Annotated in this window: 12 protein-coding genes and 1 pseudogene (1 of these 13 running past the window's edge); 3 read left to right on the forward strand and 10 right to left on the reverse strand. The window is 34.4% G+C overall.

Features of this window, described 5'->3' with window-relative positions:
* Positions 1–1,931 carry the 5' portion of a PAS domain-containing sensor histidine kinase gene (locus KMW28_RS19810; RefSeq protein WP_169666279.1) on the reverse strand. The gene continues 979 nt to the left of window position 1, outside the view, so only the first 1,931 of its 2,910 coding nucleotides appear in the window; it begins with the start codon at positions 1,929–1,931; its stop codon lies off the left edge, out of view.
* A gap of 100 nt (positions 1,932–2,031) precedes the next feature.
* Between KMW28_RS19810 and KMW28_RS19815 the strand changes: the two genes are divergently transcribed.
* Entirely contained in the window at positions 2,032–2,889 is an 858-nt protein-coding gene (locus KMW28_RS19815) for an aldo/keto reductase (RefSeq protein WP_205958228.1), read from the forward strand.
* A 4-nt stretch (positions 2,890–2,893) separates the two neighbouring features.
* The gene (locus KMW28_RS19820; protein ID WP_169666281.1) at positions 2,894–3,862 is read left to right on the forward strand and encodes an ion channel; all 969 of its coding nucleotides are present in this window, start codon (positions 2,894–2,896) and stop codon (positions 3,860–3,862) included.
* A gap of 45 nt (positions 3,863–3,907) precedes the next feature.
* On the opposite strand, the gene uvrC is transcribed toward KMW28_RS19820, so the two are convergent.
* Positions 3,908–5,716, reverse strand: a complete 1,809-nt coding sequence (uvrC, locus tag KMW28_RS19825; RefSeq protein ID WP_169666282.1) for an excinuclease ABC subunit UvrC — start codon at positions 5,714–5,716, stop codon at positions 3,908–3,910.
* Positions 5,717–6,072: 356 nt separating this feature from the next.
* On the opposite strand from uvrC, the gene KMW28_RS19830 reads away from it, so the two are divergent.
* Complete coding sequence (locus KMW28_RS19830; protein WP_169666283.1) at positions 6,073–6,702, forward strand: transglycosylase domain-containing protein; 630 nt, start codon at positions 6,073–6,075, stop codon at positions 6,700–6,702.
* A 2-nt stretch (positions 6,703–6,704) separates the two neighbouring features.
* On the opposite strand, the gene KMW28_RS19835 is transcribed toward KMW28_RS19830, so the two are convergent.
* From KMW28_RS19835 to lipB, 8 genes and pseudogenes are all read right to left on the reverse strand, one after another.
* Entirely contained in the window at positions 6,705–7,247 is a 543-nt protein-coding gene (locus KMW28_RS19835) for a DUF2911 domain-containing protein (RefSeq protein WP_066211632.1), read from the reverse strand.
* Between the two features lie 39 nt (positions 7,248–7,286).
* Positions 7,287–7,622: a HepT-like ribonuclease domain-containing protein gene (locus KMW28_RS19840; protein WP_169666284.1), complete on the reverse strand. Its 336-nt coding sequence runs from the start codon at positions 7,620–7,622 to the stop codon at positions 7,287–7,289.
* Positions 7,612–7,920, reverse strand: a complete 309-nt coding sequence (locus KMW28_RS19845; RefSeq protein ID WP_066211629.1) for a nucleotidyltransferase family protein — start codon at positions 7,918–7,920, stop codon at positions 7,612–7,614. Before KMW28_RS19845 ends, KMW28_RS19840 begins: the two co-directional genes overlap by 11 nt.
* A gap of 148 nt (positions 7,921–8,068) precedes the next feature.
* Complete coding sequence (gene hisB / locus KMW28_RS19850) at positions 8,069–9,181, reverse strand: bifunctional histidinol-phosphatase/imidazoleglycerol-phosphate dehydratase HisB (protein ID WP_169666285.1); 1,113 nt, start codon at positions 9,179–9,181, stop codon at positions 8,069–8,071.
* Between the two features lie 95 nt (positions 9,182–9,276).
* Positions 9,277–10,104 carry a GWxTD domain-containing protein gene (locus KMW28_RS19855; protein WP_066211625.1) on the reverse strand — a complete coding sequence of 276 codons (828 nt, stop codon included), beginning with the start codon at positions 10,102–10,104 and terminating at the stop codon, positions 9,277–9,279.
* 160 nt (positions 10,105–10,264) lie between these two features.
* Positions 10,265–10,833, reverse strand: a pseudogene (locus KMW28_RS19860) (MarC family protein).
* Between the two features lie 5 nt (positions 10,834–10,838).
* Positions 10,839–12,047, reverse strand: a complete 1,209-nt coding sequence (locus KMW28_RS19865) for a 3-phosphoshikimate 1-carboxyvinyltransferase (RefSeq protein ID WP_169666287.1) — start codon at positions 12,045–12,047, stop codon at positions 10,839–10,841.
* A gap of 11 nt (positions 12,048–12,058) precedes the next feature.
* A complete protein-coding gene (gene lipB, locus KMW28_RS19870) occupies positions 12,059–12,787 on the reverse strand; it encodes a lipoyl(octanoyl) transferase LipB (protein WP_169666289.1) in 729 nt (242 codons plus the stop codon).
* Position 12,788: the final 1 nt, after the last annotated feature.

A 12,788-nucleotide genomic window follows, 5' to 3' on the forward strand; every position in this document is an offset into this window, starting at 1 on the left:
AGCCCCCTATTATAATTTGCTATTCTGCCAGAGTATTCAGCAATGAAACTATCTCTAGCTGCATTCAACATTGACTTCAACCAGATTTTCTTGCTCTTATTTAATTCTTCTTCATTTTTTCTTGCTGTAATATCTGTTACTGCACCAACAAATCGTTTTACTTCTCCTTTACGATTATAGATTGCCCTGCCTTTGATATTAATAAACTCAATACCTGATGCTGCATTTAAATTATTATTGCATTTAATATCAAGATCTATAGGTTCATGAAATAAGGATAGCTTCTTTATTGCGTTGATCATTGGAAACAGATAAGGTGTATCAACGAAATTTAGAATAGCCTTTAATGATAGATTTCGATGTTTATCATCTTTTAGTCTAAGCATACTAATAAGATGATCTGACCAGTAAAAACGATTATTTTTTACATCAAAAACCCAATTCCCAACTTTGGTGACTCTTTGAATTTCCTTTATATAGGATTCGTTCCTTTTCAAAAGGTTTAAAGAATGCTTTTGCTCGGTTATATCTTGCAATGCTCCATACAAACCAACAATTCTTTGATGTCGTACAATAGGTTTTCCGTTTAACCTTACCCATTGTTCTCCTTTAAATTTTGAATTTATTTTTAATTCAAAATTGAAGTTAGTTTTATTTCTAAAAGCAGATAATAAAATTTCTTTAGCTTGTTCTTTTGATGTTTCATCAGAGTTATTTAAAAGGAATGTAGGATTTTTTTCTACAAACTCTTTTGACACTCCTATAACTTGTGCCACTTCTTCTGTGACTAGCATTTTCTTAGAAAAGCGATCATATACCCATCCACAAGCTTTAATTAGCCTTTGCATCTCGTGAAGTATATGAGAGTTTCTTTCTTTAAGGGTTATATTTTTAAGCGTTACGAATAAGGCTGATTTATGATCAGACAAAATCACTTTCTTATTCTCCAACTCAAACAATAAGGAATCGTTGTCTTTCTTTTTAAGATCAAGAAACATATTGTTTTTATTGACCAACCACTCTTTATTACGGAGTAATTGGGAAAATTCACCTTGAACCTCTTTTTTAATGGTTGAATGAACAAAATCAACAAAATCTCTATTGATAAATTCTTCTTCCTTGTACCCCAATAAATCCTGAAGATGTTTATTGATCTTTATGATCTTTCCTGTATCACTCACTAATACATATCCAGTATTACTACTATTAAGCATTACACTGAACATATCTTCAATGGAATTCCTAGCGGTAACATCTCTTGACTTTACTAGACAAGCGATGACATTATTTTGATAATCGTGTAGTGGTGAGTAATCTGTTCGAATAAATACCAAATCATTTGATTCTGACAAATAGGTTACTTCTGTTTGGTATTTTTCTCCATTTAAGGCTTTATTGATCCCAGTATTTACCCTTTTTGATTTATTGAGTAATTCTTCAAATCGATTATTTGATGAAATTGGCTTTCTAATTAACCGTTCCAATAAATTTTCTAAAGGGATATTCTTTTTTATCATCTTCTTATCGGAACTAATAATAGCAATTGCATCATTTGTTGTTTTTAATAAGTGATCAAAAAGAGTATGAAAGTTGAAAGTTTTTGATTCAGTTAATAACGGATTAATTCTAAATATCTTAAAAGTGTTTTCCTCATTTTCTATTCTTACAAGCGATTTGTTACCATCGTTATCATATAATTCCTTGATAATACAAGTGTTTCGGATAACTTCTTTAAATGCTCCTCTAAAAATCCCTTGCCATTCTTTTGGACAAACATCAAAAAAAGAATTTAATTTGTAGTCGTGTTCACTCACAGAAAAAACAAACTGCTGCTCATCATAACCCGAAAGCAATAGGAAATCTACTTTCTGAATTATCAAAAAGGGATAATTTTGTATTTGCTCATTGTATATTTGAGGAGAAAAATTCATTTCGCAGTTAATTTCTGGGCCGTCGAACAGTAGTTAAATACAACTTAATGATCACAATTTAAAGATTAAATTGGATAAAAAGAAAAATATTGACCGTATTATGATTTCAAAAATAGTCACAGGTGTTTGGAATTGGGGAGCTCATACCCCTCAGCAAATCAACGAATTAATTCAAAGAAGTATTGATGCAGGGATCACTACTTTCGATCATGCTGATATTTATGGCGGTTATACCATCGAAAAGTTATTTGGAGATGCTTTATCGCTTACTCCTTCTTTAAAAGATAAATTACAGATTGTTACAAAATGTGGAATTAAGTTGGTTCACCCGAATCGTCCTAACCATGCTATCAAATCTTATGATACAAGTAAACAACATATTGTTACTTCTGTAGAAACTTCTTTAAAGAACCTTCAGGTAGATACTCTAGATTATTTACTTATTCACCGCCCAGATCCTTTGATGAATATCGATGAGGTGAGCGAGACTATAGAGGGTTTGAAAAAAGAAGGTAAGATCAAGGAGTTTGGTGTGAGTAACTTCTTACCTCATCAGGTAGAGATGTTGAAATCAAGAGTTGATATTAAAATCAACCAAATTGAGATTTCTCCACTAAAGACAGATGCATTATATGATGGATCATTAGATCAATGCCAACAATGTGGTATCACACCAATGGCTTGGTCTCCGCTTGGAAATGGCAAAATCTTCACTGGTCAAGATGAAAAAACGCTTCACCTAAAGAATACTTTAGCACAGGTTGGAGAGAAATATAACTTGGCATTAGATCAAACAATCTTTGCATGGCACTTAACGCACCCTGCCGGAATTACTCCTGTTTTAGGAACAACAAAAGCAGAAAGAATTGAGACTGCCGCAAAAGTAATGTCAATAAAACTAGAAAATGAAGATTGGTTTAGAATATTAGAGGCGGCTGAAGGAAACGAAGTGCCTTAAAAATATGGCAGATAAAAATAAAAAAATATTAGACCCAGGGGTTGGTGCTTCTTACAGACAAAGAACGAAAAGAATCATCAACCCTGATGGTACATTTAATGTTCGTAGAATTGGGACGCTTAATGTAATACAAGATGCCTACCACTGGTTAATTACCATTCCTTGGCTACCTTTTATTGCTGTTGTAACGTCTGTAATTCTTTCAACAAACTTTTTGTATGCCTATATCTATTGGTTTATTGGCATTGAATACATCGGTGGTGCACCTACGGGATTCTTTTGGGATGACTATGTGAGTGCCCTCTTTTTTAGTGTGCAAACTTTTACTACCGTTGGCTATGGAGCAATGTCGCCCGATGGACAATTTGTAGGTTTAATTGCTTCTTTGGAAGCATTCAACGGACTTTTGCTTTCGGCATTTTCTACCGGTATTCTGTATGGTCGATTCTCACGTCCAATGTCCAAAATCAAATTTTCTGAGGTAGCACTGCTTACACCTTATAAAGGAACGGATGATTATTCTATCCAATTTAGGATTATCAATAAACGATCGAATACCGTACTTCATATGAAAGCGTCTGTATTTTTATCACTAAATGATAAAAACGATAGAGATGGAACGTATTCACATCGTAGGGATTTTTATGATCTGTCTTTAGAAAGATCGAGTATCATGTTTATGCCTCTTTCATGGACGATCGTACATATCATTGATAAAAATAGTCCTTTATATGGCATCACTCTTAAAGAGTTGGTCGAAAGGCAGGCCGAAATGTTGATTACCTTAAACGGTTATGATGAAACATTTGGGCAAGACACCTATTCTTATCACTCCTATGTTGCCGATGAGTTTGAAGAAAACAAACGATTTATTAGAAACTTTAATGTTGCTGATAATGGTGATATTCTACTTCATGTAAATGATGTGGACCTAAGAGAAGACATTCCGCCAAAAGAAGATAAAGAGTCATAAAGTAAATCCCCCTTTCAAATTGATATTTATGAAAGGGGGATTTTTTTATGCTAAACCGTCTTTTACTTTTTGCGCTTTACTCTGACCAACCACATGTGCTACTTCTTCTATGGGAGCAGATTTAATATTTGATATCGTTTTAAACTGCTTGAGTAATTTTTGAATAGTATTCGGTCCAATACCTGGAATCTCTTCTAGTTTAGATTGAATACTTCCTTTACTTCTTAGATTCCTATGGAATGTGATGCCAAATCGATGGGCTTCATCTCTAAGTCTTTGAACCAACTGTAAAGACCTCGACTTTTTACTCAAATGTAATGGAATGGGATCTTCAGGAAAGAAAATTTCTTCTAGCTTTTTAGCAATACCTATAACAGGTAGCTTACCATAGAGTCCTAAACGTTCCAACGCTGTAACTGCAGAACTCAGCTGACCTTTACCTCCATCGATAATCACCAATTGAGGGAGTTTCTGTTTTTCATCAAGTAGTCTTCTATATCTACGATAAACTGCTTCTTCCATTGATGCAAAATCGTCTGGACCTTCTACTGTTTTCACATGAAAATGTCGATAGTCTTTTTTCGATGGCCTTCCATCCTTAAATACCACACAAGCAGATACAGGATTTGTTCCTTGAATATTGGAGTTATCAAAACACTCGATATGAACAGGTATTTCACTTAACTGAAGTTCATTTTTCAGTTGAACGAGTACTTGATAATTACTTTTCTTATCACTTATCTCCCCTCTTGACGTTTCCCTCTCTCTCTTATAATACATTGCATTCTTAAAAGAAAGTTGAATCAGCTTTTTACCATCACCTATTTTCGGAACTGTAAATTCTAACCTTTCATCTTCGTCCAATTGATCACTTAAATCGATGTTTGTATATATTTTTTGAGAAGAGGTGTTATATCTATTTCTAAACTCCATGATGGCATAAATCAATAACTCTTCATCTGATTCGTCCATCTTTTTAGTCAGCTGTGTGGATTCTGTCACCATAATTCCACCGTTGGTGATTTTGATGAAGTTGACATAAGCGAACTTCTCATCTGAAACGATGGCGTACACTTCACAATCTCTAAAAGTAGGTGATACCACTAGCGATTTTGATTGGTAGTTGGTCAGTAAGTCTAATTTTTGTTTCCATTTTTGTGCCTCCTCGAAAGCCAACTGTTCCACCGACTCTTGCATCTTTTGGGTGAAATAATCCTTTGGTATACTCAAATTACCTTTCAAAATTTGTAATACCTGATCGATATCCTGTTGGTAATCTTCCTCTTTTTGTTTCCCCTCGCAAGGTCCTAAACAGTTATTGATATGAAATTCCAAACATACACTATACTTTCCTGCTGCAACATTTTCTTGGGATAAATTGAAAGTACAGTTTCTTATTTTATATAACTGTTTGAATAGATCTAGTAAAGCAGACATTTGTCGACCATTCGGGTATGGTCCAAAATATTTATGTCGTTTGTCCTGAATGTTCCTTGTAGAAAACACTCGTGGAAAACGCTCCCGAGTAACACATATATAAGGATACGTTTTATCGTCCTTAAGAAGAATATTGTATTTAGGCTGATTCTTCTTGATTAGGTTATTCTCCAAGAGTAATGCATCGTACTCTGTATCGACCACTACGAATTCTAGCTTTCTAATTTCGCTAACTAACCGTTGGGTCTTTCGATTTAAACCAGCTTGTTTTAAAAAATAAGAGGATACTCTATTTCTAAGCTTTTTGGCTTTTCCGATATAGATGATTTTCCCTTCATCGTTAAAATATTTATAGACTCCAGGTTGCATTGGTAAATTCTTTACCGCATTCATTAATTCCTCTTTGTACGACTGCATTATATATATTTTATCATTCGATACCTGATGTAAAAATTGTACATCAAATACTTTTTGAGACGGTTATTGATGAGTGTCTATGTAAATTTATTGGTTATTTATAAGAATCAAAAAACGTTTTTAGTTACTATTTATTGTATTTCTTTGATAGAAAATGAATCAAAAGTTGAATTTTTTGAGGTTTATTCGTTAAATATCAACCAAATACATTGATATCATTTTTGTTTTACATAAAAAAAACAGAAATTTATAATACTGAATCTATCTTCTGATAACATTGAACAAGTAAACGCGACAGTTTGTTCCATGCTATTTAACCGTGATTACCATACAATTACCTAATACGCCTTCACTAGATGATTATAAATTTTTTAAAAAGATTATTCTATTTCTTCTTAGGATTACACCTCCTTTTCTGCCTTTATATCGGCTTGGGCACTTTATATGTAAAGTGGGCTAATCCTACGTTATCTCCTTATATGTTAGCGAGAGCAAATTTTGATGCCTCAAAAATAATTACTCCTCAATTCAGACCGATCGGTAGTATTCCAACAGATTTAAAAACGGCTGTAATGGGTGTTGAGGATCCTGACTTCTACTTACACAATGGAGTTGCTCTAGAGAAAAAGCCTTTGATGAATGCTACTATTTCTCAGAAAGTAGTGAGAAATATGTTTTTAATGCCACACGATAACAATTTAGGTATGTACTTAGAAAGTATTGGTGCGGTAGAAATGGAATTGTTCTTAGGTAAGGAACGTATATTCGAACTATTTATGAATTACGTAGAGTGGGGCGATAATATTTATGGTATTGGTGAAGCTGCTGATTTCTATTACAAGAAAGACCTGCCTTACTTATCAAGAACTCAAAAATTAAAACTAGCCTCAGTTTTAGCAGACCCTATTAAAGTAGAACCATCTACTTATAATAAGGATGAAGTTATTGAAGCTAGATTTAAATTATTGAATTCTTTTATGGAATAAGCTTATTCCTCTTCAGGTTTTCTTATTGGAATCACTATAGATATTCTTTGCCAAATAGCCACCAAGTTACACCCTTCATCATCTTCTTGAAGAAAAATGGAGAACTTCTGAAATATTCTAAAGGAGTTCAACGCAGGTGTCTTTATTCTAAAAACATCCTCTTTTTTATTGTACTTAAAAGTACCCCATGCTCCCTGAGCTTTATTTACAATAAGGGTCCATTCCGCTGTATCTGGAATAGCATATAAAGAATATGTTCCTGCTTTTAGGTGTTGCCCTCCAAAATTCACGTCTTTAGATACTGTGATTTCAGTAGCATCATCGTCGCCAAAACGCCATAATTTTCTCCATGGAACAGACACCCCGAATTTAGTATCAAAATCTGATCTCATTTTTGGACGACCATAAGTCACTTTTACATAAGTACCGTCCTTCATTTTATAGGTAGCCAAACCTGTTTCACTTTTCCTAGGTTTGTGCTTTAATTCTTGTCCGAAGAGTTGGAAACTGCAAAGGACAAATAATGTTATGTATAATGTTTTCATGTGTTTTGATATCTTCAAAAGTCGATTGTCTGATATGATTTAGTTTAATAGTAACTCTTCAACTTCAGCTTTAAGCTTGGGTAAATGTTTAGTAATAATGCCCCATATTACAACATTATCCACTTTATCATACCCGTGGATAACCCAATTTCGAGTATCAACAATCTGTCTTGAATTTTCAATATTGATATTTGAATCAATTTTTAATATTCTATTAGTTGCTTCCCCTATTATCTCAATTTCTCTCTCAACAGCCCTTCTAAGAAGCTTATTTTTCTGGTATTCGAAAAAATTTCGTTCATCTCCTAAGTATTCAAAAATAGAATCTATAGAGACTTTTATATCAAATAAGTATTTTTTTATTTCACGCTTCATAAATCAACTGTTTAGATTCATCAACGCTTTCAATAAAATACGGATTAGAAAGAGACGATTCTGTCACTAGATCAATTTTTCTCTTAAATAATTCTTGAAGTTTATAATGAAGCGAAAAATAATTTTCAGTGTATTCCTCGATTGATAATTTATCAGTAAAAGATATTAAAAAATCTATATCGCTCTTTTCAGTAAATTTTCCTTTAACCGCAGAACCAAATACATACATTTTCTTTACCCCAAGCTTAGAACAAAGAGCCTTTAAATCTGCTAACTTATTTTGAAGTATTTTTTGCATGATTACTCATTTAAGTTTGGAAAATAATCTATTCTAATGATACTAAATTCTTGGTTGAATTAGAAATTTCAATCAAATTTATAAAAAAACAGAAGAAAGAAAGCATTCCAGCTCTCCAACTTCTGTTTAAGAAAAGATTCAATATATCTTATAAAACCCCTTTAGTTGATGGGATTTCGTTATTCCCTTCTTCTACTTTTATCGCCATTCTCATGGCTTTAGCGAATGCTTTAAAAGTTCCTTCAATAATATGGTGGTCGTTATCGCCTTCTGTTTTGATGTTTAGGTTACAACCGGCAGCATCAGAAAACGATTTAAAGAAGTGAGAGAACATTTCTACTGGGAAATCGCCTACACTTTCTCTTTTCAATGGAGCATCGCAAACAAACCAAGGGCGGCCAGAAAAATCTAGTGCTACTTGTGCCAATACTTCATCCATAGGAGCGATGAAGAAACCATATCTTTCGATACCTCTCTTATCCCCTAATGCTTTTTTGATAGCTTCGCCGATAGCCAAACCTGTATCTTCAATCGTATGGTGTTCGTCGATGTATAAATCGCCTTCCACTTTTACAGTAAGGTCAATTTTACCATGACGTGCTACTTGATGTAACATATGGTCGAAGAATCCGATACCTGTTGATAAATCAGATTGTCCTGTTCCGTCTAGATTAACACCAATAAGAATTTTTGTTTCGTTGGTAATTCTTTCTACTCTAGCCATTCTACCTGCAGGAGAGTAGTTTTTCAAGAATTCATAGATTTCAATCCAAGAAGTTGTTTCTAAAACTGCTTCTTTCGACTGACCTTTCTCTCCTATGAAAATACCCTTAGATCCTAAGTTTTTAGCCAATTCAACATCAGTTAATCGATCACCGATCACAAATGAATTTTCTAAATCGTAGTCTCCTTTCATGTATTTATCTTCTAGTAAGCCCGTTCTTGGCTTTCTAGTTGGAGCATTTTCTTTTTCGAAAGTTTTATCAATTAAAATATCATCAAAAACAATCCCTTCTCCCTTAAGTGTGTCCAGCATTTTATTTTGTGCAGGCCAGAAAGTATCCTCAGGATAGCTATCGGTACCCAATCCGTCTTGGTTGGTGACCATTACTAATTCGTAATCTAATTCCTGAGCAATTTTTTGTAACTGAGAGATGGCTAAAGGAACAAATTCTAACTTTTCTAAAGAGTCCACCTGATAATCCACTGGCGGTTCTACGATTATTGTTCCATCGCGGTCGATAAATAATGCTTTTTTCATAAAGCTTGTCTGTAGTTTTTGATTACACTTTAATAGAAGCACTTATCAAATATGCCTCTTGAACACGCAATATAACACTATTGAGTAAGAAGTGTTTATTGTAATGTTCCATTTCTCCACTTCTTCACAGTATCAAACCAAATTCTCTTGTAATCATAAGATCTTTTTAGTTCGTAATGTGATCCCGTAAACTGATTATCCTCTTCGAAGAAATCAAATTCTACCTGACCGTGGTTTAAGTTGCTATTGTACGACCATCGTATTCCACCATCTATGTTACTAATTGTATCGGGTGATCCAAAAATGATATATATAATTCCTCTATCTGTCTTCCATCCTTCCTTGTAATCCGTAAACTTAATATTCGCTTCCGTTACTCTCTCAAAGTATAATTTGATTAACCTTTTGGCATTATCCGGCGACCCTGCCACGTTCAACCAAAAGTTTTCGAAGGCCAATCGAGGTCTTTCTCCCTGAACAAAAGACATCATTTCATTCTGAGTAGAGATATACACCATCGTTGGGTAAATGTTTTTCATTTTTCGGTATTTCGGAAAATCTTCCGTTACACCAATAAAACCCTCTCCAGCTTTTGCTGTTGTATCCGATTGAATAAAATACAAACCTTTCTTATTTACAGAAATTGTCTCATTGGCCGTTACCTGAAAAGTAGTATCCACAATCATAGGATTTCCCATATTGGCATTTTCCACCATTGGAGGTGGTGCAGGCATAAAGTCTGTCGAAAAATGATACACAAAATAAGGCGTCCCAGGATTTCCTTTTACAGAAAACGTTTCTCCCGGTTTGGCATAGTTCGTATTATTACTCAAACCAATAGAAAAGCTATTTTGGGCATTTACCGTTTGAGTGATAAGAATGATGTTGAATATCAGATAGAATATTGATGTCGTCTGTCTCATCAAAAAGTTTTGAATGAAGGATTACTAGTTCTTTATGATATTAAGTTAATAATTTTTTGGAAGTTTAATAAGGTTACTCCTGTAATTCTCCATATCATTTGATATAAAATAAAAAAAGGAATCCATTACTGAATTCCTTTTTCATTGAAGCGATTCACTTCTATATATTCGTTTTGAATAATTTGATAGCAATTGCCAACAAGATGATACCAAATACTTTTCTCAAGATATTGGCGCCACCTTTACCTAATTTTGTTTGAATCCATCCCGAACTTTTCAGAACGATATACACGAAAATTAAGTTGATAATGATACCGAGTAAAATACTCCAATTCGAGTATTCCGATTTCAACGAAATAATCGTTGTCATACTACCTGCACCTGCAATTAGTGGAAACGCAAGTGGAACAATCGATCCTGACCCTCCTTCATCGGGTTCACTTTTAAAGAAAGTGATTCCCAATATCATCTCCAATCCTAATAAGAATAGAATAATTGCACCTGCAATGGCAAATGAACTTACATCAATACCAAAAAGATTAAGAATCTGCGTACCTACTATCAAAAACAAAATCATAATCACACCCGCTACAACGGTGGCTTTTAACGATTCTATTTTTCCTTCTTTTTCTCTTAAATCAATAATAATTGAATAATATCAATTACTGAAAAAAGAATAAGTGAAACAGACGCTACTGCTTTAAAACTGATGTCTAAACTTATATCCATATGTATTACTCTTCTGTAACAAACCCTGCAGCTGCGAGGTCTTCCCAATACGATGGGTAAGATTTTGCCACTACTTCAGGTTCGTCGATATTTAACTCACCTAACATAGACAAAGGAGCAAAAGCCATGGCCATTCTATGATCTTCATATGTATGAATGCTTTGTCCTTCGATTTTTATACCGCCTTTCGGCACACGGATTTCCTCATCACCGATCACCTCAATCTCCAAACCTAATTTTCTGATTTCGTTTTGAAGTGCTGCAATTCTATCCGTTTCTTTAATTCTTAAACTTTGAAGCCCGATCATTCTACCTTCCATACCCATCGCTGCCACTAAAGACACAATTGTTTGTGCCAAGTCAGGACAGTGCGTAAAGTCGAAATAGAATTTCTCTGCTTTCTCCATTTTTGATAAGCGAACGCCATCTGCCTCAAAAGTAGATTTCACACCCAATTGCTCCATCATCTCTACAATTGCCTTATCCCCTTGAAGTGAATCTTCTCTTAAGTGCATGATTTTGATATCACACTCTTCAGATAAAGCGGCAATTGAATACCAGTAACTCGCACCCGACCAATCCGACTCAATAGTGTATTCGCCTGATTGATAATCTTGAGGGGTTACTTTAATGATATTTTCTTCCCAAGTATATTTCACTCCAAAACGTTCCATCAAGCTCAATGTCATCATGATGTATGGTTTAGAAGCCACAGTGCCTTCTAAAGTCAATTCCAAACCTTTTGGTAAAGTTGGAGCGACTAAAAGTAAAGCGGAGATATACTGACTACTTACATCACCACGGATACTCACTTTCTCAGAAACTTGATCAAAGCTTTTGATCTCATGAGGAGGATATCCATCGTTTTTCTGATATTCAATTTCAGCACCTAATGTTCTAAGTGCATCCACTAAAATACCGATAGGACGTTCTTGCATACGTGCCGTACCTGTCATTAAAGACGGACGGTTATTTGCCGCAGTATACGCCGTTAAAAAACGCATTGTTGTCCCTGCATCCAAAACATCTAGCGTATGATCGCCAGAATCTAATAAACGCATCATTGTCTGTGTATCTCTAGCCATAGAGATATTTGACAACTGAATACTTTCTTTCGCACACGCTTGAATAATCAAAGCTCTATTACTCTCTGACTTTGATGATACCAATGGTACATTCAAGCTAACCTTTTTAGAAGGGTGATGTATTTTCATAGTCTATTCTGTTAGTTCTCTTGGTTTTCAAACAACTCCATTTCGAATAGGGTAGCCAAATGATTTTTCAATTTGCCTTCCACTTCGCTCATTTCAAGTTGATGTCCTAATTCTTGTTCCATAGAAGTAACTGCTTTATCAGAGATACCACAAGGAACAATATTGCCGAAAAATTTTAAATCTGCATTTACGTTTAAAGCAAAACCATGCATTGTTACCCAACGCGATGTTTTTACTCCCATAGCACAGATTTTTCTAGGATTAGGATCGTTTTCCTCTCCAATCCACACACCTGTTAGTCCATCAATTCTTCCCGACTTAATACCGTAATCGGCCAAAGTAAGGATAATTGCCTCTTCCAACAGTCTTAAATATTTATGTATATCTGTAAAAAAGTTATCAAGATCTAGGATAGGATAACCTACAATCTGACCAGGACCATGATAAGTAATATCTCCTCCACGGTTGATCTTAAAAAACTCTACATGTTCTCTATCCAATCCTTGTTGATCCAATAAAAGATGTTCCTCTTTACCGCTTTTTCCTAATGTGTACACATGAGGGTGTTCCACAAACAATAAATAATTATTGGTTGTTTCCGCTTCTTCTCCTCTATCTGTTCTTCTTCTATTTTCGAGCTTGGTCTGAACAATACCATCAAACAATTCCGTTTGATAATCCCATGCTTGGGCATATTTCATATTACCAAGGTGACGAAATTCGACTTTTTTGTTCATCATA

The sequence above is a fragment of the Flammeovirga yaeyamensis genome, assembly GCF_018736045.1.
Lineage (GTDB): Bacteria > Bacteroidota > Bacteroidia > Cytophagales > Flammeovirgaceae > Flammeovirga > Flammeovirga yaeyamensis.